The sequence below is a fragment of the Pseudomonas mohnii genome (genome assembly GCF_900105115.1).
Lineage (GTDB): Bacteria > Pseudomonadota > Gammaproteobacteria > Pseudomonadales > Pseudomonadaceae > Aquipseudomonas > Aquipseudomonas mohnii.
Genome location: NZ_FNRV01000001.1, coordinates 2,405,446 through 2,430,395, shown reverse-complemented (window position 1 = coordinate 2,430,395; position 24,950 = coordinate 2,405,446). Strand labels below are relative to the sequence as shown.

Below are 24,950 nucleotides of genomic sequence, written 5' to 3'. Positions count from 1 at the left end.
TGTGCGAACATTACCCATCCCTGTTGATTGAGCCCTCTGCGATGTCCCCGCCAACCACCCTCATTCGAGAAACCTTCCCCGTCGGCCCTTTGCAGTGCAACTGCACGATCATCGGCGATCCGGTAACGAAAAAGGCCATTGTCGTCGACCCGGGAGGCAACCATGAGTTGATCCTGGCTCGGCTCGATGCATTGGGCCTCAAAGTGGTCAGCATCATTCACACTCATGCGCATCTCGATCACTTCCTGGCCTCCGGTCAGTTGAAGGAGAAAACCGGCGCCACCTTGCACCTGCACAAAGAAGATCAATTCCTCTGGGACAATCTGGAGATGCAGTGCCAGATGTTCGGCGTGCCCTACACGCCAGTGCCATCACCGGACCGTTGGCTGGCCGATGATGAAGAGTTGGCTTGCGGTTGCGGTGTGGCGCTGCACACGCCCGGGCATACGCCGGGATCCATGAGCTTCTGGTTTTCCGACGCGAAGCTGTTGATTGCCGGCGATACCCTGTTTCGCCGCGGAGTGGGGCGCACGGATTTGTGGGGCGGCGATCAGGCGACTATCGTGCGCTCGATCAAGCAGCGTCTGTACACCCTCGACGAGGAGGCCACGGTGGTGGCCGGCCATGGTCCCGACACCCGACTCGGCGATGAAATGCGCGAGAATCCTTTTGTTCGGGCTTGAATTGTAACGGGCGGAATTTTTGTCCGGCGAGACGATCCAACGCCCGCAATGGTTCGATGCTTAAGTTCGTTGCACCACAGAATGTAAAAAGTAGGAGCTCTACATGTTTACCACGCGTCGTTTGATTATTGTTGCTACAGCCGTGGCGCTGTTGTCCGGTTGTGCCTCGCCCAACCCGTACGACGGCCAGGGTCAGGCGGATAGCGGCTCCACGGGTATGAGCAAAACCGCCAAATACGGTGGTCTCGGCGCTCTGGCAGGTGCTGTGGCGGGTGCGGCCATCAACCACGATAACCGTGGTAAAGGGGCATTGATCGGCGCGGCGCTGGGCGGTGCCTCCGCTGCCGGTTATGGCTACTACGCCGACCAGCAGGAGAAAAAACTGCGGGCCAGCATGGCCAACACCGGTGTTGAAGTGCAGCGCCAGGGCGATCAGATCAAGCTGATCATGCCGGGTAACATCACGTTCGCCACCGATTCGGCGAACATCGCCCCGAGCTTCTACCAGCCACTGAACAACCTGGCCGGCTCGCTGAAAGAGTTCAACCAGAACCAGATCGAGATCGTCGGTTATACCGATAGCACCGGCAGCCGTCAGCACAACATGGACCTGTCCCAGCGTCGTGCGCAGAGCGTGGCGACCTACCTGACGTCGCAAGGCGTGAGCGGTGCCAACCTGAGCGCCCGTGGCGCCGGCCCGGATAACCCGATTGCCAGCAACGGCGACGTCAATGGCCGTGCGCAGAACCGCCGTGTCGAGGTTAACCTCAAGGCGATTCCGGGTCAGCAGTATGGCGGCCAGCAACAAGGCACCGTCCAGCAATACCCTTGATCGCCTGACTGAATCCCAGGCGTGAAAGAGCCGCCCGATCCTGAAAAGATCGGGCGGTTTTTTTTGTCGTTGAATCCGGCCCCATCGCGAGCAGGCTCGCTCCCACAGTTCAAGCGGCCCTTCTGTGGGAGCGAGCCTGCTCGCGATGGGGGCAGGCCGGGCAAAGAAGAGTTCAAAAACAAAAAAAGCCCTCGGACAATCACTCGTCCGAGGGCTTTTTCATACCTGAAACCAGATTACTTCTTCAGGCCGTAATGCTCGTCGAGCATGCCCGGTGCGTTCGGGGCTTTAGGCGCGTAGTCACGCGGTGGTTCCTGATTGCGCGGCGGCGTCAGGCGTTCCCGTGGAGCCTGCGCCGCGTCGGCGTGCAGGGAGGCCAGCAGGCGTTGGCGGGTCTGCTCGTCCAAGGCCAGGCGGTTGGCGCCTTCGGCGAGATGATCCTGCACTTCCTGGTAGCTCTGAGTCAGTTTCTTGACCAGTGTTGCAGTGCTGTTGAAGTGGGTCACCACCTCATTCTGATAACTGTCGAAACGTTCCTGAATATCGTCCAGCTGACGTTGCGTGCTGCTAGGCGCGGCATTCGGCGCAAGGCGAGCGATCAGGAATCCAATGGCGACACCCACAACCAGGGCAAGAGTCGGCAACAACCAAACTAAGAGCGAGTGTTCCACGAGTCCTTCCTCTATAAACGGCTTTGCTTTACGTTAACGGCTCGAACCTGCGCTGTATACCGCGATTCACTCGCAATAGACAGCGACAGACAATTTGCTAGACGAGTCGACCCGATTCGAGGTCACGGAGTTCCTTCCTTGCTTATGCGTGAAACCCCTGTAGTGATTGATGGCCCGGTCGGCCAACTGGAAGCACTTTACCTGGATAACGAGCAGCCGCGCGGCCTGGCGCTGATCTGCCATCCGAACCCGGTGCAGGGCGGCACCATGCTCAACAAAGTGGTCTCGACCCTGCAGCGCACCGCACGCGATGCCGGTTTGATTACCCTGCGTTTCAATTACCGTGGCGTCGGTGCCAGCGAAGGCACCCACGACATGGGCACGGGCGAAGTCGATGATGCCCAGGCCGTGGCCAAGTGGTTTCGGGCCCGGCACCCGGATTTGCCACTGAACCTCTTCGGTTTTTCCTTCGGCGGTTTTGTCGCCGCCAGTCTCGGCGGGCGGCTGGAAGCGCAAGGCGAGCGTCTCAAGCATCTGTTCATGGTCGCGCCGGCGGTCATGCGCCTGGGGGATCAGGATCAGCTGCCGCAGAACGGCGAACTGACCCTGATTCAGCCAGAAACCGACGAAGTCATCGATCCGCAGCTCGTTTACCAATGGTCCGACAAGCTCGAACGTCCCCATGAGCTGCTGAAAGTGGCAGAATGCGGACACTTTTTTCATGGCAAGCTGACCGATCTCAAGGATCTGATCCTGCCGCGTCTTTCGAAATGATTGCAGTCTGACAAGCGATTACCCATGACGACTCGTACCCGTATCCTCACCGGCATCACCACCACCGGCACGCCGCACCTGGGCAACTACGCCGGCGCCATCCGTCCGGCGATCGTCGCCAGCCGTGACAGCAATGCCGATTCGTTCTACTTCCTGGCGGACTACCACGCCCTGATCAAATGCGATGACCCGCTGCGCATCCAGCGCTCGCGTCTGGAAATCGCCGCGACCTGGTTGGCGGGTGGCCTGGATGTGGATCGCGTGACTTTCTATCGCCAGTCCGACATCCCGGAAATCCCTGAACTGACCTGGCTGCTGACCTGCGTTGCCGCCAAGGGCCTGCTCAACCGTGCCCACGCCTACAAGGCATCGGTGGACAAGAATGTCGAGACCGGCGAAGACCCGGACGCCGGTATCACCATGGGCCTGTACAGCTATCCGGTGCTGATGGCGGCGGACATTCTGATGTTCAACGCACACAAGGTGCCAGTCGGTCGCGACCAGATCCAGCACGTGGAAATGGCCCGGGATATCGGTCAGCGCTTCAACCACCTGTTCGGCCAGGGCAAAGAGTTCTTCACCATGCCCGAGGCATTGATTGAGGAAAGCGTTGCCACGCTGCCAGGCCTCGACGGTCGCAAGATGTCGAAAAGCTACGACAACACCATCCCGTTGTTCAGCAGCGCCAAAGAGATGAAGGACGCGATTTCGCGGATCGTCACTGACTCCCGTGCGCCGGGCGAAGCGAAGGATCCGGACAATTCGCACTTGTTCACATTGTTCCAGGCGTTCGCCACACCGGCGCAATCCGACGAGTTCCGCAGCGAACTGCTGCAGGGCCTGGGTTGGGGCGAGGCGAAGAACCGCCTGTTCCAGTTGCTGGACAATGAATTGGGCGAGTCGCGCGAGCGCTATCACCAGTTGATCGAGCGCCCGGCGGACCTGGAAGACATCCTGCAGCATGGTGCGAAAAAGGCCCGCTCAGTGGCGACACCGTTCCTCAACGAACTGCGTGAGGCGGTGGGTCTGCGTTCGTTCGTTGCCCAAACCCAGGTTGCAGCGACCACCAAGAAAAAAGCGGCAAAAGCTGCACGTTTTGTCAGCTTCCGCGAAGACGACGGCAGTTTCCGCTTCCGTCTGCTGGCGGCCGATGGTGAGCAACTGCTGCTGTCGCGCAACTTCGCTGACGGTAAAACCGCCGGCCAGGTGACCAAGCAGCTGCAATCGGGCCAGTCACTGGACGTTCGAAATGAAGACTTGAGCTTCAGCGTCTGGCTGGAAGGCGACTGTGTCGCCCATAGCCAGGCCTTCGCCGACAGCGCTGCGCGCGATGCTGCAATCGAAGCATTGCGGATCGCTCTGACGCCGGTTCAGGAATAATCAACGGCACGGCCCGACCAAGGGCTGATTGCCATTCCCACGGGCCATCGCTACAGTGACGGCCCGTTTTTGTTGCCTTGCTAACGAATTATGACGCCCCTAGAACGATATCAAGCTGATCTGAAACGCCCGGAATTCTTCCATGACGCTGCGCAGGAAACGGCTGTGCGTCATTTGCAGCGCCTGTATGACGATCTGGTCGCAGCCGAGCAGAACAAACCGGGCCTGCTGGGCAAACTGTTTGGCAAGAAGGATCAGACCCCGGTCAAAGGCCTGTACTTCTGGGGTGGCGTGGGTCGCGGCAAGACTTACCTGGTCGACACCTTCTTCGAGGCGCTGCCGTTCAAGGAAAAGTCCCGCACTCACTTCCACCGCTTCATGAAGCGCGTGCACGAAGAGATGAAGACCCTGGGCGGCGAGAAAAACCCGCTGACCATCATCGCCAAGCGTTTCTCCACCGAAGCCCGGGTGATCTGCTTCGATGAGTTCTTCGTTTCCGACATCACCGACGCCATGATCCTTGGCACCTTGATGGAAGAACTGTTCAAGAACGGCGTAACCCTGGTCGCGACCTCGAACATCGTGCCGGACGGCCTGTACAAGGACGGCTTGCAGCGCGCTCGCTTCTTGCCGGCCATTGCGCTGATCAAGCAGAACACCGAAATCGTCAACGTCGACAGCGGCGTCGATTACCGTCTGCGCCACCTCGAACAAGCGGAGCTGTTCCACTATCCGCTCGACGAAGCGTCCCACGAAAGCCTGCGCAAAAGCTTCCGTGCGCTGACGCCAGAGTGCACGGCAGCGATCGAGAATGATGTGCTGATGATCGAAAACCGCGAAATCCGTGCCCTGCGCACCTGCGATGACGTGGCCTGGTTCGACTTCCGCGAACTCTGCGACGGCCCGCGCAGCCAGAACGACTACATCGAACTGGGCAAGATCTTCCACGCTGTGTTGCTCAGCGGTGTCGAGCAGATGAGCGTCACCACCGACGACATCGCCCGACGCTTCATCAACATGGTCGACGAGTTCTACGACCGTAACGTGAAACTGATCATTTCTGCCGAAGTCGAGCTCAAGGATCTCTACACCGGCGGTCGCCTGAACTTTGAATTTCAGCGCACCCTCAGCCGCCTGCTGGAAATGCAGTCCCACGAATTCCTGTCGCGTCCGCACAAGCCGTAGGATATTTCGGAATACAAAAAGGGCCTGCACATGCAGGCCCTTTTTTATCGGCTGGAGATTCCCTGCGGGACTGAATAGGGTTTATGCAGTGTTGTTGAGGTAGCGCGCCAGCTCATTTTCTCGCTGGGAGCCGAGGAGCAACCAGAGCAGGATCCTGGCTTTGCGCGGGCAGAGAAAACCGGCCATCAATGCACCCTTGCGACTCAAGTCCACCTCACCGCCAATAAATCCGTACGACGATTGCGCGGTGGAGCCGGAGCCAGTACGGGTGGCGACTATCACAGGGATTCTTTGAGCGATGCGCTCAATGGCGCAGGCCCAATGCTCCGAGAGATGTCCGGCTCCGAAACCAGCGATCACGAGCCCGTCGTAGCCCAGTTCAAGGATGCTATCCAATAGCAGGGTATCGGCAGAAAGTGACGCCTCCAGCATCGCGACGTTTTGTGTGGTGTGTTGTGGCAGCGGCAAAAGCATGCGCGGCGTTGGCTGCCGTAGATAGCGAACGACGCCTTCGACGAGCAAACCTGTGGGTCCAAAGACCGGGGAGGAAAACGCATGCAGTGCCAGTGAATCGGTTTTTCGTACGTAGCGCGCTTCATGAATCTCTCCGTTCATGACGACCTGAACGCCGCGTTGTCGACTGTTGTCAGCCAATGCGACTCGGCAAGCGTCGAGCAGGTTTGCCGGTCCTTCGGCTCCCGCCTGCTTTGCCGAACGCATGGCGCCTGTCAGGACCAATGGTTCCTGGTGGTCCCACAAGTACTCGAAAAATAGGGCGGTTTCTTCGAGGGTGTCGGTGCCTTGGGTAATGACAACACCAATGACGCCTTGTGCAATCTGATCTTTCGCCCAGGAAAGGACGCCCAGCAAAAACTCGAAACTTAAGGATGCGCTTGGTAACAATCCAAGCGTTTCAACTGACACCCTGGCCAATGTCGTCAACTCTGGTACAGAGGCGAGCAGGGTTTCGCCGCTGACTGTCGGGATAACGGCTTCGCCGGCATTTCTGGCTTGCATGCTCACTGTGCCGCCGAGCGCCGCGATGGCAAGTTCAGGCAGATCCATGTGATACCTCGCGTGTTCGGGAAGAGAAGTGGCTGTACCCGGTTCGAGACGGATACAGCCGAAAGGTGGGTAGCATTTACTCCGCGATAAGAACGCCGATCAGCGGCACGATCAGCGCCGTGCTGATGGCCATGGATAGGACATTGCCGATGTAGGCATGCATGTCGGTCGGCAGTTGCTTGGTAATCGCTCTGGCCAGAGGGGGGGCGATTAACGCCCCCAGCAATGCACTTGAACCGATCACTAGCCAACTGCCACCATGGGTCAGGATCGCGGCTGGCACCACTGACACCAGGGGAACATAAGTGGGATACCAGCCGTGTAGCTTCCATTGTCGACGCCAGATCAGCACGCCGATGGCCGAGGTCAGTGCCTGTGCAGCGATAATGTGCAGCAACAGGCCTGAACCGTACGCCGGGCTCATCGGGTTCATGGTGTAAGCCAGCAGTACCCCCAGTAACAAGCCGAGGCTAGCCAGTTCGTTACCGAAAAATGGCGCTTCGGAAAAATCTGCCAGGACCCGGCGTATGCTCCAGATGACCCCGTAGTCCGGGGCATTGGTGGCGGGTGCAGGGGGCGAGGAGGGCGGTGTCTTGGGGTGTTCGGACTTCATCAGGCTCGGCCAGTAGCGGTAGAGCAGAAATGCCATGACACTGGCAACTGCCATCCCCAGAACATTTCCGATCACTGCCGGCAACCCCAGCGGGTTACACACGTAATTGACGATCAGCAGGCACATTGGTGTGACGAATACGGCACCCATGATTGCGCCGTTGATCGTGACCTTCCAGCCGCCGCCAAACATCAGCACCATAGCCGCTGGTAGCGAAACGAACGCGGCAAATGTCGGTTGCCAACTGGTGGTGGTCACTGTCCACCCCCACAGTGCGTTGCTCAGCAGTAACCCGAGTAGCGAACTGGTGATCAGCCACGGCCATAGCCCTGTGCCATAAGAAATGCTGAAGCCTTGCCAAGATCTCCTCGTTCGATTCGCCCAGTAGGCGAGATAGGCGCCCGCCAACAGTCCTATTGAGGCGAATTCGTGTTTATAGAATGCCACCTCGCTGATGTCGCCCATCAGCCAGCGCAGCCAGGCACTCGGCTGGGGAAGGCTCGATACCATATCGCTGTAACTCGGCCAATGGGCGGACCAGAACGAACGATAGGTGAGTGAAAGCCAGATAATCAGCAGTGTCGTGCCGATCATCAGCAGGAGGACGGCTACATCAAATGGTGATCTGGGGGCAGACTGGTTTTTATCGGTTGTGGTTACCATGAGTCAGGTCCCCCTCATCAGCGCGGGAGGCATGGGTGTTGGGTGTAACCGAGCATTTGATCGTAGAGATCGGCTCGACGATCACGATGCAAGTCGTTCAGGTTGTTCCAAATAGGGGCGCTGCGAGAGGCTGTCAGGTCAATATCGGCAAACAGGATTTCCTGCTGGTCTGCCGATGCTACCGCGCCAATCGGCCAACCATTGGTCCCGGCAATCAGTGAGCAGCCCAAGTAGCGGGCACCTCGTTCTTCACCGATTCGGCTGGCAGCTGCAATAAACACATTGTTGACGTGGGCTGCTGTCATCGTGAGGTACGACGCCATGCACTTGCCGGCATCATCGAACAGCGGCGGAGGTGTCCAGACCCAGTTGTTGAGACTGCAGATGATGTCGGCGCCCTGTTGGCTCAGAATGCGCGGCACCTCGGGGAACCAGATATCCCAGCAGATCAACATTCCGATACGGCCAATGGGTGTATCAAAAACCGGAAAACCGAGATCGCCCGGTGTGAACCAGAGTTTCTCCAGATTCCATAAATGGGCTTTTCGATACTTGCCGATAAAGCCGCCAGGGCCGACCAGCATTGCGGTGTTAAAGAGCTGCATGCCGTCGCGCTCCGCCAAGCCGGCTACGAGGTACACATTGTGCTCGGAGGCGAAGTCGATCCAGAGTTGTGCGCATGGCCCGCCGGGAATCAGCTGCGCGTGTTCAAAGGCATCCTGCCTATTGCTGAAGAAATAGCCGGTGCTGGATAGCTCAGGCAGAACGATGAGGTTCGCACCGCCGGTTACCGCCTCCAACGCCAACTCCTGGCTGCGACGCAGATTTGCATCACAATTCTCGATACCGACTTGTGGATCGAATTGCACGACTGCTACACGAACGGGGCTTGTTGGCTCGCTCATTTCGGGTGACCTCTTTTTATTGTTATTCACGCTGTTTAATTGCGTGTTTATAAGAGTCCAAAAGCCAGCTGGCGTAAGTCGGATGCTTCCGGTATGGCTGTAGCCTTTATCCGAAGATGTATGAGCGAGGCGTTTTTGTTCGTCGGCCTGGTCAGGGGGAAAAGCAGAGCCAAGCCAGACCTGCATGGCTCTAAACGGGGGGGATCAGGTTTTGAGTTTGTAGTGTGGATAGTCACTCATGGAAAAACCGCCATTGAAAATGGCTGCGGTTTTGTCACAGATGTGAATAACCGCATCAACAGCCGTCCGAAAGCAAGGTTCCGTCCAGCCAGCGTCGACTGAAAATGACTCACCAGAAAAATACAGGCCTGAAGTACGCGCAAAGTCCCTGTTGTACTTCATCAGGCTCACGGCATCGTAATAGGTCCCGGGCCGGTAGAGCTTTGCACAACCCAAGGCGTTTTTGTCCGTTATCCAGCGTTGAACCACTGCCTGCTCAATGCCAATGTAAGGGGAAATTTTCTCCTGAATATTGGTGGCGTTCATCAGGATGCGATCAAGCTCTTTGGCGCACTTGGTAACCAATTCCTTGTCGGTGAATGAGGCAAGTTTTGTTGCGTCATCCTCCCATGTATAACTCAACAGGATGCAGTCATAGCTGTAGTGATCGTTGTAGCGATAGGTGTAGACATCGTGGATAAAACTATCGGTAACGATGGTTTGCGGAATTTTGTGGTTTTTCGAAAGAAATGATTTTTTCAACGGTGCATAGACTTTGCAGCTGGTTTCCCAGTGTGCCGTTTTGTAGGCGTTGATTATCTCGAATGGCAGCATCTCCTGAGTGAAGTTTTTCAGTTCGATTCGAGTCTCTATTAACCAAGACGGTAGGGTCATGATGACCGAATCAAAGTCTTCGAAGCGCTCCTGGGTTTGCTCGGCCTGACTGTGTTTCCAGTTGAAGTAGACGCGTATCTTCTGATTAGTCAGTTTTTTTAGTTTTGTAACGGACGAATCTGTGAGGAGGCCATTGCTTCTTTCGAGACTGTGTTCATAAACGGATTTTCCGGTTTCGGCGGTTTTCAGGAACATCAGAGATTCGTCCAAAGCGGCGAGTCCGATGTAGCGCGGGGCATCGAAGCTCAATCCCGCCGAGTCAGAAACTGTGTTGCTGTGGAGGTAGGGTGAGGCTAGTGGGTCTCCGGCAGCGTTTACCCGACCGTGGATCAGTTGCAACTGACTGCTGAACCCAAAAATGGCAGTTCGCAGTGGATAAAGGCAGCAGACGTCATAAAAAGCTCCCCAGCTCCCGTCACCGATGCCGATTGCATAGAAAATCGCGGATTCTTCTGCAGACATTCCCATTCCGCCAAAGTCACCGGGCGAACGTTCATCCCAGGTTGTCAGGGCCGGCATACTGACCAGATCGCGAAATGAGACGCCCTCGTACTTTTTAACGATTGCAGCCCACATGCTTTCCCATTTCTGACTGGCGTAAATTTCTGCAACATGTTTTGTCATGCGATCGGCGAAATCCTTCCACTTGGCATAGACCTTCTGCAGATCCTCGCCGGGAGGTGGGGTCAAGCCATCGGCATTTTTCCAAATCAACATCTGCGGCGTCCCGCTGTTGCCCACGCTACCTTCTCTGAGATAGATGCCGGTCGAGCGAACCCACTGACTTCCAGGATTGGCAAAGTCTGAAAACGACAACTCAAACGCCTTGGCGTAGTAAGCCATTAGAGACCTGCCATCTGTTGGTGGCTCGTCTGCCCGGTTGAAAAAGGGCATGCGCATTGCCCCCAGTTCAAAGGGAGTATGACTTTCCGTGGAGTTAGGGCTTCCCGGGATGGTTAAGTGCCTGCCCCCTATGCGGCGGGATTGTTCTATGAGGGTGATATTGGTGAAACCGCAGCGATACAGTTCACGGGCGGCGGTTAGTCCGGTTACGCCTGCACCGATGATGCAAATTCGGTGATCGAGGGAAGTAGCCTTCGCTATTCCGTTTGCCTGTTCAACCAGTGATCGATAGTCGAAACACAAGTCTGGTGGATTGGGAAAGCGGGCAGCCCATTTGTTGTCAGTCGAGCGCTTTGTTCGAGTGGTTTCCTTGGCTGCGAATGAAGGGTAGTTGTAGCTTGAACCTATAGTCATTGTGATCTTCCCTGACAGTACTGATGTTTTTTGCAGGGACGATGTTGAAGTTTGGAGCGCGTAGCGTATATCAGCCAAGTCGGGTGCTGAGGTGCTCCGCTTTCCGCTTTTTTTGTAGGCAATGAATGTTCAATGAAAAAAGGGTCTGCGATGCAGACCCTTTTTTATCCAATTACGCCGCCTGCTGAAACTGCTGCCGATACTGGTTCGGCGACAGCTCAGTGTGCTGGCGGAACAGGCGTGCGAAGAAGCTCGCATCGTCGTAGCCGACTTCGTAGCTGATGGTCTTGATGCTCTTGCGGCTCCCGGACAGCAGCCCCTTGGCGGTTTCGATGCGCAGGCGTTGCAGGTAGTGCAGGGGCTTGTCGCCGGTGGCGGTCTGGAAGCGGCGCATGAAGTTACGGATGCTCATGCCGTGTTCGCGGGCGACATCTTCGAAGCGGAACTTGTCGGCAAAGTGTTCTTCGAGCCAATGCTGGATCTGCAGGATGATCACGTCTTGATGCAGCTTTTGTCCGCCAAAGCCGATGCGACCCGGTGAGTAGCTGCGCTGGACTTCATAAAGAATGTCCCGTGCCACGGCCTGGGACACATTGGCGCCGCAGAAACGCTCGATCAGATAGATATAGAGATCACACGCCGATGTGGTGCCGCCGGCGCAGTACAGGTTGTCAGCGTCGGTCAGATGTTTGTCCTGGTTGAGCTGGACCTGCGGGAAGCGTTCGGCGAAGGCATTGAAGAAGCGCCAGTAGGTGGTTGCTTCCTTGCCGTTTAACAGTCCGGCCTCGGCCAGCCAGAACACGCCGGTCGCTTCGCCGCAGAGCACCGCGCCACGGGCATGTTGCTGGCGCAGCCAGGGCAGGACCTGTGGATAACGTTTGCTCAGGGTGTCGAAATCGTCCCAGAAGGCCGGAATGACAATGATGTCGGCATTTTCCAGGCCGCCGTCTACCGGGATCTTCACATCACTGAACGTGTTGACCGACTGGCCGTCGGGGCTGACCAGGCGTGTTTCGAACGCCGGTGTCAGGCCGTGGCCCAGCTGTTTGCCGTAGCGCAGGCTGGCGAGGTGGAAGAAATCCTTGGCTTGCATGAGGGTGGAAGCGAAAACCCGGTCGATAGCCAGGATGCTGACGCGCCGCAGGGGCGTGGAGGCTTGGTTAGACATAATTCAACTTTATTCTTATAGGGGAAAGTGGTCACCAGACGGCTGGATCGTCTTATTTTTTGTCGGATGTGTCCAGTGTCCTGTATCGGACTCGGGGCTTAGTCTCTGAAGGTTCATTCCTGCCAATACCAAGAAAGGTGCCGCATGATTCCCAGAACCTTGTTCAGTTCCGAGCACGAACTTTTTCGTGACAGTGTGCGAACGTTCCTCGAAAAAGAGGCCGTGCCGTTCCACGGACAATGGGAAAAACAGGGCTACATCGACCGTCAACTGTGGAACAAGGCAGGGGAGGCGGGAATGTTGTGCTCGCATCTGCCGGAGGAATACGGCGGGTTGGGCGCAGACTTTCTCTACAGTGCGGTGGTGATCGAAGAGGTGGGGCGCCTGGGGTTGACCGGTATCGGTTTTTCCCTGCATTCGGACATCGTGGCGCCCTACATCCTGCATTACGGCAGTGAAATGTTGAAACACAAATACCTGCCGAAACTGGTTTCCGGGGAGCTGGTCACCGCCATCGCCATGACCGAACCTGGCGCCGGTTCCGACCTCCAGGGCGTCAAGACCACGGCTGTGCTGGACGGCGACGAATATGTGATCAACGGCTCGAAGACCTTTATCACCAACGGTTTTCTCGCCGATCTGGTGATTGTCGTCGCCAAGACCGATCCCAAGGCTGGCGCGAAAGGCACCAGCCTGTTCTTGGTAGAAGCCAATACGCCCGGCTTTGAAAAGGGCAAGCGCCTGGAAAAGGTCGGCATGAAGGCCCAGGACACCTCGGAATTGTTTTTCCAGGACGTGCGGGTGCCCAAGGAAAACCTGCTGGGCCAGGCCGGGATGGGGTTTGCGTACCTGATGCAGGAATTGCCGCAGGAGCGCCTCACCGTGGCCATCGGCGGCCTCGCGTCGGCCGAAGCGGCATTGCAATGGACGCTGGAGTACACCCGCGAGCGCAAGGCGTTCGGCAAGGCCATTGCGGACTTCCAGAACACCCGCTTCAAACTGGCGGAGATGGCGACAGAAATCCAGATCGGTCGTGTTTTTGTGGATCGCTGTCTGGAATTGCATCTGCAAGGCAAGCTCGACGTGCCAACAGCTGCGATGGCCAAGTACTGGGGCACTGACCTGCAATGCAAGGTCCTCGACGAGTGCGTGCAGTTGCATGGCGGTTACGGCTTCATGTGGGAATACCCGATCGCCCGGGCGTGGGCGGATGCGCGGGTACAGCGGATCTATGCCGGGACCAATGAAATCATGAAGGAGATTATTGCCAGATCGCTTTGATCGGCGTTGGCAGGGTAGACGCCATCGCGGGCAAGCGCTCCTACAGGCTCAATGACGCCGGTGGGATAGGCTTGCCCGTGATGGGTTCTACGAATCAATCAAGGCGCAGGGTTCGGCTGATCCTTGTGGATCGCTTCGATCCCTTCCAGCACTTCCTCCGACAGCTTCAGATCGAAACTGGCGATGTTGCTGTCCAGTTGCTCAAGTGTGGTCGCGCCAATGATGTTGCTGGTCACGAACGGCTGCTGTGTCACGAACGCCAGGGCCATTTGCGCCGGGTCCAGGCCGTGTTCTCGAGCCAGCGCCACATAACGGCAGCAAGCAGCTTCCGACTGCGGGTTGAAGTACCGGCTGAAGCGGCTGTAGAGACTCAAGCGACCTTTTGGTGGGCGCGCGCCTCCTTCGTATTTGCCGGACAGAAACCCGAACGCCAGCGGTGAATAGGCGAGCAGGCCGCACTGTTCACGAATGGCGATCTCCGCCAGGCCGACCTCGAAGCTGCGATTGAGCAGGTTGTAAGGGTTCTGGATCGACACCGCGCGTGGCCAGCCTCGTGCTTCGGCCAGGGCGAGGAAGCGCATGGTGCCCCAGGGTGTCTCGTTGGAGAGGCCGATGTGGCGGATCTTGCCGGCCTTGACCTGCTCGTCCAGTGCTTCGAGGGTGTCTTCCAGGGGCGTCAGGTTGGCTTCGATCTTGTGCTTGTAACCCAGTTGGCCGAAGAAATTGGTGCTGCGCTCCGGCCAGTGCAACTGGTACAGGTCGATGTAATCGGTCTGCAGGCGTTTCAGGCTGCCATCCACGGCTTCGGTGATGTGCTGTCGATTGTGCCGCAGGTTCTTGTCGCGGATGTAATCGATGGTGTTGCCCGGGCCGGCGATCTTGCTGGCCAGGATCCAGTCGGCACGGTCGCCGCGGCTTTTGAAGTAATTACCGATGTAGCGTTCGGTGGTGGCGTAGGTTTCGGCCTTGGGAGGCACCGGATACATTTCGGCGGTGTCGATGAAGTTGATCCCGGCACTCTTGGCCCGTTCAATCTGCGCGAAGGCTTCAGCCTCGCTGTTTTGCTCGCCCCAGGTCATGGTTCCGAGGCAGATGGCACTCACGTTGAGATTGGTCCGGCCTAACTGGCGATAGTCCATCGGGTGCTCCTTGGGCAAAACAATCATAAAAGCAGGTTGAATTATTTTTCGCAATCTGCATAATTGCGCACCTCTTTCTGCAGTGGAAGTGATGCGCCGCCGCCGAAGAATCTTGCCGTTGAACGGACGCGCCGACCCGAGCCCCCGAAAGCGTCTGTATCCGGCTGCCTTTGACTTGTCAAAGTACGCACTATTCAGTAAGATCCGCCGTCTAATTTACAGGGCGGCCCCTGAGGCTATAAAGAATGAAAACTTTTACTGCTAAACCGGAAACAGTAAAGCGCGACTGGTTTGTCGTCGACGCTGCTGGTCAGACCCTGGGTCGTCTGGCCACCGAAATCGCGAGCCGTCTGCGTGGCAAGCACAAGCCTGAGTACACTCCTCACGTTGACACCGGCGACTACATCGTCGTAATCAACGCTGAGCAGATCCGTGTTACCGGTGCTAAAACCACTGACAAAATGTACTACTCCCACTCCGGTTTCCCGGGCGGCATCAAGTCGATCAACTTTGAAAAGCTGATCGCCAAAGCCCCTGAGCGCGTGATCGAGACCGCGGTCAAAGGCATGCTGCCTAAGAACCCGCTGGGTCGCGACATGTACCGTAAGCTGAAAGTCTATGCGGGCGCTGCACACCCTCATACTGCTCAGCAGCCCCAAGAACTGAAGATTTAACGGAATAGTTCATTATGTCGGCGACTCAAAATTACGGCACTGGCCGTCGCAAGACCGCAACCGCACGCGTTTTCCTGCGTCCGGGTACTGGTAACATCTCCATCAACAACCGTTCGCTGGATAATTTCTTCGGCCGCGAAACTGCCCGCATGGTAGTTCGTCAGCCGCTGGAATTGACTGAGACTGTCGAGAAGTTCGACATCTACGTCACCGTGATCGGTGGTGGTGTAAGTGGTCAAGCTGGCGCAATCCGCCACGGCATCACTCGCGCTCTGATGGATTACGACGAGACTCTGCGCAGCGCTCTGCGTAAAGCCGGCTTCGTAACCCGCGATGCACGTGAAGTTGAACGTAAGAAAGTTGGTCTGCGTAAAGCGCGTAAGCGTCCGCAGTACTCGAAGCGTTAATTCGCTTCCACGTTCAAAAAAAGAACGCCCAGTTTCCTCACGGAGCTGGGCGTTTTTTTATGCGTGCGATTTATCAAAGAATTGCTCTGTGACAACTTGCCACACGCGCAGAGCCCCTATACTACAAGGCTTGGGAGTGGGGCCCTCAGGTAATTACCTTGTCAGAATTGGGGGTTTTCATTACCATTCGGCAAAATTTTTATAAGTACAGAGTTTTACTTAGTAGATGCCTGATTTAACAGGCCACAAAGCTGATGGGAGAGGACTGAATGAGCAATGACGGCGTGAATGCAGGCCGGCGTCGCTTCTTGGTAGCAGCCACATCCGTGGTGGGTGCTGCAGGAGCGGTGGGGGCTGCGGTCCCGTTCGTGGGGTCATGGTTTCCCAGTGCCAAGGCGAAAGCCGCAGGTGCACCGGTGAAAGTGAATGTCAGCAAAATCGAGCCAGGCCAGCAGATGATTGCTGAGTGGCGCGGTCAGCCGGTATTCATCGTCCGCCGTACGCAGGAAATCCTGGGGAATCTGAAGAAGATCGAGGGCCAGTTGTCTGACCCTACCTCCAAGAACTCGACTCAACCGACCTATGTAGATCCGGAAACCCGTTCGATCAAACCTGAGGTTCTGCTGCTGATTGGTATCTGCACGCACCTCGGTTGCTCGCCGACTTTCCGTCCGGAAGTCGCTCCCGCGGATCTTGGCAAAGACTGGGTAGGTGGCTATTTCTGCCCATGCCACGGCTCCCACTACGACCTGGCTGGCCGCGTCTACAAGTCGCAACCCGCGCCTTTGAACCTGCCAGTACCCCCGCATTCCTATGAGACCGATGACATCATTGTCATTGGCGTCGATACGGAGAAAGCGTGATGAGCAAGTTCATGGATTGGGTTGATGCGCGCTTTCCCGCGACCAAGATGTGGGAAGACCATCTCAGCAAGTACTACGCCCCGAAAAACTTCAACTTCTTCTATTTCTTTGGCTCCCTGGCCCTGCTCGTTCTGGTCAACCAGATCGTTACCGGTGTCTGGCTGACCATGAGCTACACCCCGTCGGCGGAAGAGGCGTTTGCTTCCGTCGAATACATCATGCGCGACGTCGAGTACGGCTCGATCCTGCGTCTGCTGCACTCCACCGGCGCTTCGGCGTTCTTCATCGTGGTCTATCTGCACATGTTCCGTGGCTTGCTCTACGGTTCGTACCAGAAGCCGCGTGAGCTGGTGTGGGTCTTCGGCATGCTGATTTACCTGGCGCTGATGGCTGAAGCCTTCATGGGTTACCTGCTGCCATGGGGTCAGATGTCCTACTGGGGTGCCCAGGTGATCATCTCGCTGTTCGGTGCGATCCCGGTCATCGGTAACGACCTGACCCAGTGGATCCGTGGTGACTACCTGATTTCGGGTATTACGCTGAACCGCTTCTTCGCCTTGCACGTGGTTGCCTTGCCGATCGTTATTCTCGGCCTGGTCGTGCTGCACGTTCTGGCATTGCACGAAGTCGGTTCGAACAACCCGGACGGCGTGGACATCAAGAAGCACAAGGACGAAAACGGTGTACCGCTGGACGGCATTGCCTTCCACCCGTACTACACCGTGAAAGATATCGTCGGCGTGGTGGTGTTCCTGTTCATCTTCTGTTCGATCGTGTTCTTCTTCCCGGAAATGGGTGGTTACTTCCTCGAGAAGCCGAACTTTGAACCGGCGAACGCTTTCAAGACGCCTGCGCATATTGCTCCGGTTTGGTATTTCACTCCGTTTTACGCGATCCTTCGGGCTGTTCCTGACAAGCTCCTGGGTGTAATCGCGATGGGGGCTGCCATTGCTGTGCTGTTCGTCCTGCCTTGGCTGGACCGTAGTCCGGTCAAGTCGATGCGCTACAAGGGCTGGCTGAGCAAGATCTGGCTCTGGGTGTTCTGCATCGCGTTCGTGATCCTGGGCGTTCTGGGTGTTCTGGCTCCAACCCCTGAGCGGACGCTGCTGTCGCAGGTATGTACCTTCCTGTACTTCGCCTACTTCATTCTGATGCCGTTCTACACCAGGCTTGAGAAGACCAAACCGGTTCCGGAAAGGGTGACTGGCTGATGAAAAAGTTATTTGCAGTTTTGATTCTTGCTGCGCTTCCTGTCGTGTCTTTTGCCAACGCTCTTGAGCCTGAGCTCGAAAAGGTTGAGATCGACGTTGCTGACAAAGTCGCCTTGCAAGATGGTGCGCGTACATTCACCAACTATTGCATGGGCTGTCACAGCGCGAAATACCAGCGCTATGAGCGAGTGGCCAATGATCTGGATATCCCTGCGGATCTGATGCAAAGCCATTTGATATTCACTGGCGCCAAGATTGGCGACCACATGAGCATCGGCATGCAGCCAGCTGACGCCAAGACCTGGTTCGGTGCGGCTCCGCCCGACCTGACGCTGGTTGCCCGCGTTCGTGGTACTGACTGGCTCTATGGCTACCTGAAGTCGTTCTACGAAGATCCGGCGCGCCCATGGGGTGTGAATAACAAGGTCTTCCCGAATGTTGGCATGCCAAACGTCCTGGTCGGCCTGCAAGGTCGTCAGGTTGTCGGTTGCAAACAGGTTCAGATCGTCGAAGACGGCAAGAAGCAATTTGATCCGCTCACCGGTACGCCGCTGACACATGAGGCGTGCGATCAGCTGACGATTGTGCCGAAAAGTGGTGCTTTGACCGAAGAGCAGTTCGATGAGAAGGTCAAGAATCTGGTAACCTTCCTGGCTTACTCGGCTAACCCGGTTAAGCTGCAGCATCAGCGCATCGGTACGTATGTATTGCTGTACCTGGCGTTCTTCTTCGTATTCGCCTACTTGCTCAAGCGCGAATACTGGAAAGATGTGCACTGATAAAGCTTTAAGCATTTGCTGTTAATCGCGCGCGCCCAAGGGCGTCTCTGAAGGTGTAACGAGTCTGGTGATCCAGGCGTTACGGGAGGCGCCCTCTGGGCGCGCTCGTTTTTCCGCTTCCGATAATTTCTACAAGCGAGGAGGATCGCCATGGGCGTGACCAATCGGTTGGCCTGTTACTCCGACCCCGCCGACCACTATTCCCACCGAGTGCGAATCGTACTGGCAGAGAAGGGTGTAAGCGCCGAGATCATTTACGTGGAAGCTGGCCGCCAGCCGCCTAAACTGATCGAAGTGAACCCTTATGGCAGCTTGCCCACCCTGGTCGATCGTGACCTGGCGTTGTGGGAGTCAACGGTGGTGATGGAATATCTGGATGAGCGTTATCCGCACCCGCCACTACTGCCGGTTTATCCGGTGGCGCGTGCCAACAGTCGTTTGCTGATTCATCGTATTCAGCGTGACTGGTGTGGTCTCGTGGATCTGATCCTGGATTCGCGGACCAAAGAGGCCGCTCGCGCCGTAGCGCGTAAAGAACTGCGCGAAAGTCTGACCGGCGTGTCGCCGTTGTTTGCCGACAAGCCGTTTTTCCTCAGCGAGGAACAAAGCCTGGTGGATTGCTGCCTATTGCCAATACTCTGGCGATTGCCGATTCTGGGTATAGAACTGCCGCGGCCCGCCAAGCCGCTGCTTGATTACATGGAGCGCCAGTTTGCGCGTGAGGCTTTCCAGGCGAGTCTGTCTGGTGTCGAACGCGATATGCGCTAAGGCTTAAGGAGCCGCTATGAACTCCAGTCGACCTTATCTGGTCCGTGCGCTCTATGAGTGGATTGTGGACAATGATTGCACCCCGCACATGCTGGTCAATTCCGAGTATCCGTCGGTGCAGGTGCCGCAGGGTTTTGCCAGTGATGGACAGATTGTCCTGAATGTATCGCCGCAAGCCGTGCGTCATTTGCACATGGATAACGAAGCGGTCAGTTTCGAGGGGCGCTTCGGCGGTGTACCACACACGCTGTACGTGCCTATCGCATCGATCCTGGGTATTTATGCCCGGGAGAATGGCCAGGGTATGGTGTTCGATCTGGAGTCGCCCATGGAAGACGATGAAGGGCTCGAGCCGGATGACGATATTCCGCCACCCGACAGCGAGCCGCCGCGTCCCAGCGGTCGACCTAGTTTGAAAGTGGTGAAATAAAAAAAAGGGTGATCCGCAAGGATCACCCTTTTTATTTCAGCGCCTTCAAACGATGTAGGAGCGAGCCTGCTCGCGATGGGCGTGAACGATAACGCGGGCTGTCTGAATGAACGTATTCACCGGACGTTTTTCGCGAGCAGGCTCGCTCCTGCAGGTCTTAATCGATGTATTCGAACAGCTTGACGATCTTCTGCACGCCAGAAACGCTTTGCACCAAATTGGTCGCCTGAGCGGCTTCCTGTTTGGTCAGAAGGCCCAGCAGGTAGACGATGCCGTTCTCGGTGACAACCTTGATGCGCGAGCCGGGGATGTTCGGATCGGTGAGCATCTGGGCCTTGATCTTGGAGGTCAGCCAGGTGTCGTTCTGGCGGGCAAGGAAACCGGAGGGTGGCAGGATCTGCAGTTCGTTGTGGACCGTCTTCACGCGCTGAACGGCGGCAGCGGCCTGTTCGGCCTTTGCCTTGAGGTCGGCACGCGGGGTTTGCCCGGCAAGCAGTACCACGCCGTTGAAGCTGGTGACGACGATATGCGAGTCGTTGTCCAGGGCCGGATCGGCCTTGGCGATGTTCACCCCGACCTTGGTGTCGATCAGCGAGTCATCGATCTTGCTGCCGAAGGTGCGGGTGCCGCGGTCATCTTCGATCGGTGCTTCACGGCTGGCATTCACCACAGAGGTGCAGCCGCTGATGCCGAGGCACAGGGTCAGGGCCAGTAGGCCGAGGCGATTAGGGGTCATTCTTCACTCCCGAACAGTTGGCTGTCGATCAAGTCGCATAGGCAATGGATCGCCAGCAGGTGGACTTCCTGGATACGTGCGGTGACGTTGGCCGGTACGCGAATCTCGACGTCCTCGGGCAATAGCAGCGACGCCATGCCGCCGCCATCGCGACCGGTCAATGCTACGACAATCATTTCGCGATCATGTGCGGCCTGGATCGCTTGAATAATGTTTGCCGAGTTGCCACTGGTGGAAATTGCCAGCAAAACGTCACCCGGCTGACCAAGGGCGCGGATCTGTTTGGAGAATATTTCGTTGTAGCTGTAGTCGTTGGCGATCGAGGTGATCGTCGAGCTGTCAGTGGTCAGTGCAATGGCTGGCAGGCTCGGGCGCTCGCGCTCGAAGCGGTTGAGCAGCTCGGACGAAAAGTGCTGGGCGTCGCCTGCAGAGCCGCCGTTGCCGCAGGAAAGCATTTTGCCTTCGTTCAGCAGGGCATTGACCATCACCTGGCTGGCTTGCTCGATGTGCGGTGCAAGTACGTCCATCGCCTGTTGCTTGGTGTCGATACTGGCCTGAAAAAGCTGGCGAATTCGGGATTGCATGTCCATCTGTGTGACCTTAATGAGCGCGGCTGTCCGGCACGTGAATGTGCAGCCCGCAAAACAAAGAGCAAAAATGTTGTCGGGTGTCCGGTTCGGAGCGTAAACGATCAGCCGTCGAAAGCATTCTGCAACCAGTTCAACTGATCGAGTTTACTGTCGATGGCAACCACGTCGAAACGGCAAGGGGAATTGGCCCAGCGCGACTCGCACTGAAGAAAATACTGCGCGGCAAAAATCAGTTTCTGCCGTTTGCGCTCATCGATGCTATCGAGCGCGCCACCCCATTGAGTGTTTTTTCTGTAGCGAACTTCAACGAATACTACTGTATCGCCATCAAGCATGACCAGATCAAGCTCGCCGCGTTTACACAACCAGTTCTGCGCCAGCAGGCGCAGACCTTGTTGTTGAAGATGCTCGAGCGCATGGCGCTCGGCATCCTTACCGCTTTGCTGGCGTGACCTGTCGGGCATCAGCGTGGAGTGTCCGGCAGGCGTTGAACCTGGCCATTGACGAACTGGGCCCATGGCAACTGCCTTACGATGCGCTGGTTCTGCGTCATGCCCAGGCTGCCCGATTGACCTTCGACACGGCTTTCAGGCAAGGCCTTGAGTTGGCCCAGGCGTGGGGCCAGGCGATAGGCGTCGACGCCCATCGCATACAGGCGCCCCAGGCTGCCGGCCGCCTGTGGCCATTGTGCGGTGACCTGGCGACGCAGCGGATCATTAGCCTCCAGCAGCCATGGGGTTTCGCAGAAGCGAATGCCGTTCATGTCGTTGTACTGGTTCACATCGCCGCTGGCACTGAAGACGTGGGAAGTGGCGTAAACCGGAACATCACCCGCGTACTGGAAGTTCAGGGTCGGTTTGATTTGTTGGGCTTGTTGCGGGGTGGCAGCCAGGAAGATGAATTCGATGTCCTGACGGCGGGAAGGTTGGGCGGCAACCTGCGAGCCTATGGTGCTTTGCAGGCTCTTGGCGCGACCTTCGCTCTGACGCAGCTGGAACATGTCGGCAATTTGCTGGGCCAGTTGCACTGGCTGGTCGACGCGTTCGGTGGCGACGACGCTGCCGCCGTTGGCTTGCCAGTCCTGGCTGAAAGCCTTGAGGACGCGATCGCCCCATTCACCTTTCGGCACCATGATGGCGGCGCGATGCAGGCCGTCGGCGCGAGCGCGGCGCGATACTTCGCGTGCCTCGTCTTCCGCTGCAAGACCAAACTGGAACAGTTGGGCCGGACCTTGCTCGCCTTCGCTGTAGTTCAGTGCCAGGGTGGTGATCGGCAGTTGTGGGCGAGTGCTGAGTTGTTTGACCAGTGGCTTTTCCAGTGGGCCGACGACCAGCTGCACGCCATCGGCCTGGGCCTTGCGGTAGAACTCGTCGAGATTGGTCAGGCGCGAACTGTCATAGAACTCGATGGCTGGCGGCTTTTGTCCGGCCTGTTGCGCCTGATAGTGGGCGGCCATGAAACCTTCACGCAGTGCCTTGCCAACCGACGCCAGCGGGCCGTCTTGAGGTAGCAGCAGGGCAATCTTGCTCAAGGGTTGGCTGGCCAGTTGCTTGAGGTTGGTCAATGGCAATGGCAGTTGGATAGCGGCGGGGTGCTTCGGGTTCTGGGCGCGCCAGTTGTCGATCGCGGCCTGCTGCTGTTCCAGGGTGCCGGCCGATTTTACGGCCAGTGCCAGCGCCATCCAGCCGCCGAGGTCATCGGTAGTGTTTGGCTGCAATTGATCGGTTGGCAGCGAAGCGATCAGTGTCCAGATGGCTTCGTGGTTTTTGCGAGCGGCGTCTCCGCTCAGCATCGGCGCGATGAAGATCCGTTCCTTTGCGGCGGCCAGCGTCTGACCATCGGCTTCAAGGGCGCGGGCGTGAACCGTTCCGGTGCGGACCTGTTGCTCGGCAGGCATTTCGCTCAGGCGCTGCAGGCTGGGGTGGCTCAAGGCGCTCAGCGCGGCTTTGGGCTGATTGCGGGTCATGGCCAGTTCCGCCGCCAGGGTGCTGGCGAAGATCTGTTGCCCCGGCTTGAGTTGTTCGACCTGAACCTGTTGCAGGATCTGCGCGGACTGGCCGGCATTGCCTTGGTGGTAGGCCAGGTCTGCTGCGCTCAGGCGAAACAGTGCAGCTTCTTCCGGTGTTTTGCTTTGAGCCGCTTTTTCAAGCAGTTGCTCAATGCTGGCATCCGGGGTTCGTGGGAGTTCGCCAAGGCTGGAGGAGGGCGAACTGGCGCAAGCGGCCAGCAAGGCAGCGAGGCAGAGGGCAGTGAACAGCCGCAGGCAAGCGATCATGTAAGCGTTCCTGATACTCGATCAAATTAGCGTGGAATTGTACCCAAGCGCTGGCCGGGGCGCGATGTTACTGGCGTGAATCGATCAATTTAGCTCGTACAAATGTTGCGCGAGGGCGCAAGAGGTCGCAAAGGCGAGTGTTCCTTGCGCGTATCGCGGGCGTCGCGACGCGTTACAATGGCGACTTTATCGATCATGAGGTGTGCGCTTTGACTGCTCCAGGTGCTTTGAATTCCGCTGCGGGCTCGCTTTATGTGGTGGCGACGCCCATCGGCAACCTGGACGACATCAGTGCGCGTGCGCTGAAGATTCTGCGCGAGGTCGCACTGATCGCCGCCGAAGACACCCGGCATTCCCAGAGGCTGATGCAACACTTCGGCATCGCGACGCCGCTGGCTGCCTGTCATGAGCACAACGAGCGGGATGAAGGTAGCCGCTTTATTACCCGGCTGCTGGCCGGTGATGATGTGGCGCTGATTTCCGATGCGGGAACGCCGCTGATTTCCGATCCTGGCTATCACTTGGTGCGTCAGGCTCGTGCGGCAGGCATTAACGTAGTGCCAGTGCCGGGTGCCTGTGCATTGATCGCAGCGCTGTCGGCGGCGGGGTTGCCATCGGATCGTTTCATTTTCGAGGGGTTTCTGCCGGCCAAGGCCGTGGGACGGCGCGCACGCCTTGAACTCGTCAAGGAGGAACCGCGTACGTTGATATTCTACGAGGCGCCACACCGTATCCTCGAATGTCTGCAGGACATGGAGCTGGTATTCGGTGGCGAGCGTCCGGCGTTATTGGCGCGTGAACTGACCAAGACCTTTGAAACACTCAAAGGCTTGCCATTAGCCGAGCTGCGTGAGTTCGTTGAGTCGGACAGCAACCAGCAGCGCGGCGAATGCGTAGTGCTGGTGGCGGGGTGGACGGCTCCCGAGAGTGAGGACGCTGTCAGCAGCGAGGCGATGCGCGTGCTTAACCTGTTGCTCGAAGAAATGCCGCTCAAGCGCGCTGCCGCATTGGCTGCGCAAATTACCGGCGAGCGTAAAAATGTTTTGTACCAGGTCGCGCTGGATAAACAGAAGGGCGAGTAAAACCCGACGCGCAGGCGCGGTAAAAGGCGTTTAGCGCTTGTTCTTCGGGCGCTCTGCCGTTAACCTTCGCGCCGGAGAGTCGATCGGACAGTCGCTGCCCTCTATGAAAATTAGGGGGGGGAGGAAAGTCCGGGCTCCATAGGGCGAAGTGCCAGGTAATGCCTGGGAGGCGTGAGCCTACGGAAAGTGCCACAGAAAATAACCGCCTAAGCGCTTCGGCGCCGGTAAGGGTGAAAAGGTGCGGTAAGAGCGCACCGCACGTCTGGCAACAGTTCGTGGCTAGGTAAACCCCACTTGGAGCAAGACCAAATAGGGTCCCAAGGCGTGGCCCGCGCTGGGACCGGGTAGGTTGCTAAAGATGTCCAGTGATGGCCATCGTAGACGAATGACTGTTCAAGACAGAACCCGGCTTACAGATCGACTCTCCACCTTTTTCTCCCCTCCTGCTTAAATCATTGAGCAGGGTGTGGATGGTGAAAATGTTGTCATGCGGCGTTGTCAGTAGAAGGGGTTGCGTGATATCAATTTGCCTGCGCTGGTGATGAACGCCTAAACTCGATGCAGCACCGATTTTCCCTCCTCTCAGAATCGTCAGCAGAAGCACTTTCGTAATACCGAAAAAATC

Annotated in this window: 25 protein-coding genes and 1 other RNA gene; 15 read left to right on the top strand and 11 right to left on the bottom strand. The window is 57.3% G+C overall.

Translation table 11 applies throughout. The features are described 5' to 3' along the window. Window positions 1-41 precede the first annotated feature (41 nt). Window positions 42-683, top strand: a complete 642-nt coding sequence (locus BLV61_RS11355) for an MBL fold metallo-hydrolase (protein WP_047533048.1) — start codon at window positions 42-44, stop codon at window positions 681-683. A 103-nt stretch (window positions 684-786) separates the two neighbouring features. Next, entirely contained in the window at window positions 787-1,515 is a 729-nt protein-coding gene (locus BLV61_RS11350) for a YiaD family glycine zipper/OmpA-like lipoprotein (protein ID WP_047533045.1), read from the top strand. Window positions 1,516-1,751: 236 nt separating this feature from the next. Here the strand turns inward: BLV61_RS11350 and BLV61_RS11345 are convergent, their stop codons facing one another. Next, window positions 1,752-2,186 (bottom strand): Z-ring associated ZapG family protein, encoded by a 435-nt coding sequence (locus BLV61_RS11345; protein WP_047533043.1) that lies wholly within the window; start codon window positions 2,184-2,186, stop codon window positions 1,752-1,754. Window positions 2,187-2,330: 144 nt separating this feature from the next. Between BLV61_RS11345 and BLV61_RS11340 the strand changes: the two genes are divergently transcribed. The 3 genes from BLV61_RS11340 to zapE all read left to right on the top strand — a co-directional run bounded on the left by BLV61_RS11340 (window position 2,331) and on the right by zapE (window position 5,525). Then, the gene (locus BLV61_RS11340; protein WP_090464972.1) at window positions 2,331-2,960 is read left to right on the top strand and encodes an alpha/beta hydrolase; all 630 of its coding nucleotides are present in this window, start codon (window positions 2,331-2,333) and stop codon (window positions 2,958-2,960) included. A 24-nt stretch (window positions 2,961-2,984) separates the two neighbouring features. Beyond that, entirely contained in the window at window positions 2,985-4,340 is a 1,356-nt protein-coding gene (locus BLV61_RS11335; protein WP_090464969.1) for a tryptophan--tRNA ligase, read from the top strand. Between the two features lie 90 nt (window positions 4,341-4,430). Continuing rightward, window positions 4,431-5,525, top strand: a complete 1,095-nt coding sequence (gene zapE / locus BLV61_RS11330; RefSeq protein ID WP_090464966.1) for a cell division protein ZapE — start codon at window positions 4,431-4,433, stop codon at window positions 5,523-5,525. A gap of 81 nt (window positions 5,526-5,606) precedes the next feature. Here zapE and BLV61_RS11325 read toward each other — a convergent pair whose 3' ends face one another. From BLV61_RS11325 to BLV61_RS11305, 5 genes are all read right to left on the bottom strand, one after another. Next, window positions 5,607-6,590: an asparaginase gene (locus tag BLV61_RS11325; protein ID WP_090464963.1), complete on the bottom strand. Its 984-nt coding sequence runs from the start codon at window positions 6,588-6,590 to the stop codon at window positions 5,607-5,609. Window positions 6,591-6,666: 76 nt separating this feature from the next. Then, entirely contained in the window at window positions 6,667-7,866 is a 1,200-nt protein-coding gene (locus BLV61_RS11320; RefSeq protein ID WP_090464960.1) for a threonine/serine exporter family protein, read from the bottom strand. Window positions 7,867-7,883: 17 nt separating this feature from the next. Continuing rightward, window positions 7,884-8,771 carry a nitrilase family protein gene (locus BLV61_RS11315; protein ID WP_090464956.1) on the bottom strand — a complete coding sequence of 296 codons (888 nt, stop codon included), beginning with the start codon at window positions 8,769-8,771 and terminating at the stop codon, window positions 7,884-7,886. A 204-nt stretch (window positions 8,772-8,975) separates the two neighbouring features. Then, on the bottom strand, window positions 8,976-10,922 hold the full coding sequence (locus tag BLV61_RS11310) for a flavin monoamine oxidase family protein (RefSeq protein ID WP_090464952.1): 1,947 nt from the start codon (window positions 10,920-10,922) through the stop codon (window positions 8,976-8,978). Between the two features lie 172 nt (window positions 10,923-11,094). After that, window positions 11,095-12,015, bottom strand: coding sequence for a GlxA family transcriptional regulator (locus tag BLV61_RS11305; protein WP_174552506.1), 921 nt, complete (start codon window positions 12,013-12,015; stop codon window positions 11,095-11,097). Window positions 12,016-12,234: 219 nt separating this feature from the next. Here BLV61_RS11305 and BLV61_RS11300 point away from each other — a divergent pair, with 219 nt between their 5' ends. Continuing rightward, complete coding sequence (locus BLV61_RS11300) at window positions 12,235-13,371, top strand: acyl-CoA dehydrogenase family protein (RefSeq protein ID WP_047533029.1); 1,137 nt, start codon at window positions 12,235-12,237, stop codon at window positions 13,369-13,371. 98 nt (window positions 13,372-13,469) lie between these two features. On the opposite strand, the gene BLV61_RS11295 is transcribed toward BLV61_RS11300, so the two are convergent. Further along, complete coding sequence (locus BLV61_RS11295) at window positions 13,470-14,510, bottom strand: NADP(H)-dependent aldo-keto reductase (protein ID WP_090464949.1); 1,041 nt, start codon at window positions 14,508-14,510, stop codon at window positions 13,470-13,472. Window positions 14,511-14,755: 245 nt separating this feature from the next. Between BLV61_RS11295 and rplM the strand changes: the two genes are divergently transcribed. From rplM to BLV61_RS11260, 7 genes are all read left to right on the top strand, one after another. After that, complete coding sequence (gene rplM, locus BLV61_RS11290) at window positions 14,756-15,184, top strand: 50S ribosomal protein L13 (protein ID WP_003228062.1); 429 nt, start codon at window positions 14,756-14,758, stop codon at window positions 15,182-15,184. Between the two features lie 14 nt (window positions 15,185-15,198). Continuing rightward, the gene (rpsI, locus tag BLV61_RS11285; RefSeq protein ID WP_003228056.1) at window positions 15,199-15,591 is read left to right on the top strand and encodes a 30S ribosomal protein S9; all 393 of its coding nucleotides are present in this window, start codon (window positions 15,199-15,201) and stop codon (window positions 15,589-15,591) included. A 269-nt stretch (window positions 15,592-15,860) separates the two neighbouring features. Beyond that, on the top strand, window positions 15,861-16,454 hold the full coding sequence (petA, locus tag BLV61_RS11280; protein WP_047533009.1) for a ubiquinol-cytochrome c reductase iron-sulfur subunit: 594 nt from the start codon (window positions 15,861-15,863) through the stop codon (window positions 16,452-16,454). Continuing rightward, window positions 16,454-17,665 (top strand): cytochrome b, encoded by a 1,212-nt coding sequence (locus tag BLV61_RS11275; RefSeq protein ID WP_047533006.1) that lies wholly within the window; start codon window positions 16,454-16,456, stop codon window positions 17,663-17,665. The genes petA and BLV61_RS11275 overlap by 1 nt, the downstream gene beginning before the upstream one ends. After that, complete coding sequence (locus BLV61_RS11270) at window positions 17,665-18,444, top strand: cytochrome c1 (RefSeq protein ID WP_090464945.1); 780 nt, start codon at window positions 17,665-17,667, stop codon at window positions 18,442-18,444. The genes BLV61_RS11275 and BLV61_RS11270 overlap by 1 nt, the downstream gene beginning before the upstream one ends. A gap of 150 nt (window positions 18,445-18,594) precedes the next feature. Further along, window positions 18,595-19,212: a glutathione S-transferase N-terminal domain-containing protein gene (locus BLV61_RS11265; protein WP_007972581.1), complete on the top strand. Its 618-nt coding sequence runs from the start codon at window positions 18,595-18,597 to the stop codon at window positions 19,210-19,212. Window positions 19,213-19,228: 16 nt separating this feature from the next. Beyond that, window positions 19,229-19,642, top strand: coding sequence for a ClpXP protease specificity-enhancing factor (locus BLV61_RS11260; RefSeq protein WP_047532998.1), 414 nt, complete (start codon window positions 19,229-19,231; stop codon window positions 19,640-19,642). A 157-nt stretch (window positions 19,643-19,799) separates the two neighbouring features. On the opposite strand, the gene BLV61_RS11255 is transcribed toward BLV61_RS11260, so the two are convergent. From BLV61_RS11255 to BLV61_RS11240, 4 genes are all read right to left on the bottom strand, one after another. Further along, window positions 19,800-20,378: a BON domain-containing protein gene (locus BLV61_RS11255; protein WP_047532995.1), complete on the bottom strand. Its 579-nt coding sequence runs from the start codon at window positions 20,376-20,378 to the stop codon at window positions 19,800-19,802. Next, on the bottom strand, window positions 20,375-20,968 hold the full coding sequence (locus BLV61_RS11250; RefSeq protein WP_007904374.1) for a phosphoheptose isomerase: 594 nt from the start codon (window positions 20,966-20,968) through the stop codon (window positions 20,375-20,377). The genes BLV61_RS11255 and BLV61_RS11250 overlap by 4 nt, the downstream gene beginning before the upstream one ends. A 101-nt stretch (window positions 20,969-21,069) precedes the next feature. Next, a complete protein-coding gene (locus BLV61_RS11245; protein ID WP_081997945.1) occupies window positions 21,070-21,432 on the bottom strand; it encodes a YraN family protein in 363 nt (120 codons plus the stop codon). Continuing rightward, complete coding sequence (locus tag BLV61_RS11240; protein WP_090464942.1) at window positions 21,432-23,243, bottom strand: penicillin-binding protein activator; 1,812 nt, start codon at window positions 23,241-23,243, stop codon at window positions 21,432-21,434. The genes BLV61_RS11245 and BLV61_RS11240 overlap by 1 nt, the downstream gene beginning before the upstream one ends. 209 nt (window positions 23,244-23,452) lie before the next feature. Between BLV61_RS11240 and rsmI the strand changes: the two genes are divergently transcribed. Together rsmI and rnpB are read left to right on the top strand one after the other, a co-directional pair. Beyond that, entirely contained in the window at window positions 23,453-24,325 is an 873-nt protein-coding gene (rsmI, locus tag BLV61_RS11235; RefSeq protein ID WP_047539058.1) for a 16S rRNA (cytidine(1402)-2'-O)-methyltransferase, read from the top strand. 75 nt (window positions 24,326-24,400) lie between these two features. After that, an RNA gene (gene rnpB, locus BLV61_RS11230) (RNase P RNA component class A) lies at window positions 24,401-24,754 on the top strand. The last annotated feature ends 196 nt before the right edge of the window (window positions 24,755-24,950 follow it).

Bases quoted from the DNA above. Each gene is read 5' to 3' on its own strand.
- BLV61_RS11255 (WP_047532995.1), bottom strand. From the start codon at position 20,378: ATGACCCCTAATCGCCTCGGCCTACTGGCCCTGACCCTGTGCCTCGGC.
- BLV61_RS11275 (WP_047533006.1), top strand. From the start codon at position 16,454: ATGAGCAAGTTCATGGATTGGGTTGATGCGCGCTTTCCCGCGACCAAG.
- petA (WP_047533009.1), top strand. From the start codon at position 15,861: ATGAGCAATGACGGCGTGAATGCAGGCCGGCGTCGCTTCTTGGTAGCA.
- BLV61_RS11295 (WP_090464949.1), bottom strand. From the start codon at position 14,510: ATGGACTATCGCCAGTTAGGCCGGACCAATCTCAACGTGAGTGCCATC.
- BLV61_RS11305 (WP_174552506.1), bottom strand. From the start codon at position 12,015: ATGCAAGCCAAGGATTTCTTCCACCTCGCCAGCCTGCGCTACGGCAAA.
- rpsI (WP_003228056.1), top strand. From the start codon at position 15,199: ATGTCGGCGACTCAAAATTACGGCACTGGCCGTCGCAAGACCGCAACC.
- BLV61_RS11315 (WP_090464956.1), bottom strand. From the start codon at position 8,771: ATGAGCGAGCCAACAAGCCCCGTTCGTGTAGCAGTCGTGCAATTCGAT.
- rplM (WP_003228062.1), top strand. From the start codon at position 14,756: ATGAAAACTTTTACTGCTAAACCGGAAACAGTAAAGCGCGACTGGTTT.
- BLV61_RS11250 (WP_007904374.1), bottom strand. From the start codon at position 20,968: ATGGACATGCAATCCCGAATTCGCCAGCTTTTTCAGGCCAGTATCGAC.
- BLV61_RS11325 (WP_090464963.1), bottom strand. From the start codon at position 6,590: ATGGATCTGCCTGAACTTGCCATCGCGGCGCTCGGCGGCACAGTGAGC.
- BLV61_RS11355 (WP_047533048.1), top strand. From the start codon at position 42: ATGTCCCCGCCAACCACCCTCATTCGAGAAACCTTCCCCGTCGGCCCT.
- BLV61_RS11340 (WP_090464972.1), top strand. From the start codon at position 2,331: ATGCGTGAAACCCCTGTAGTGATTGATGGCCCGGTCGGCCAACTGGAA.
- BLV61_RS11320 (WP_090464960.1), bottom strand. From the start codon at position 7,866: ATGGTAACCACAACCGATAAAAACCAGTCTGCCCCCAGATCACCATTT.
- BLV61_RS11240 (WP_090464942.1), bottom strand. From the start codon at position 23,243: ATGATCGCTTGCCTGCGGCTGTTCACTGCCCTCTGCCTCGCTGCCTTG.
- BLV61_RS11265 (WP_007972581.1), top strand. From the start codon at position 18,595: ATGGGCGTGACCAATCGGTTGGCCTGTTACTCCGACCCCGCCGACCAC.
- BLV61_RS11245 (WP_081997945.1), bottom strand. From the start codon at position 21,432: ATGCCCGACAGGTCACGCCAGCAAAGCGGTAAGGATGCCGAGCGCCAT.
- BLV61_RS11270 (WP_090464945.1), top strand. From the start codon at position 17,665: ATGAAAAAGTTATTTGCAGTTTTGATTCTTGCTGCGCTTCCTGTCGTG.
- BLV61_RS11335 (WP_090464969.1), top strand. From the start codon at position 2,985: ATGACGACTCGTACCCGTATCCTCACCGGCATCACCACCACCGGCACG.
- BLV61_RS11260 (WP_047532998.1), top strand. From the start codon at position 19,229: ATGAACTCCAGTCGACCTTATCTGGTCCGTGCGCTCTATGAGTGGATT.
- BLV61_RS11300 (WP_047533029.1), top strand. From the start codon at position 12,235: ATGATTCCCAGAACCTTGTTCAGTTCCGAGCACGAACTTTTTCGTGAC.
- BLV61_RS11350 (WP_047533045.1), top strand. From the start codon at position 787: ATGTTTACCACGCGTCGTTTGATTATTGTTGCTACAGCCGTGGCGCTG.
- zapE (WP_090464966.1), top strand. From the start codon at position 4,431: ATGACGCCCCTAGAACGATATCAAGCTGATCTGAAACGCCCGGAATTC.
- BLV61_RS11310 (WP_090464952.1), bottom strand. From the start codon at position 10,922: ATGACTATAGGTTCAAGCTACAACTACCCTTCATTCGCAGCCAAGGAA.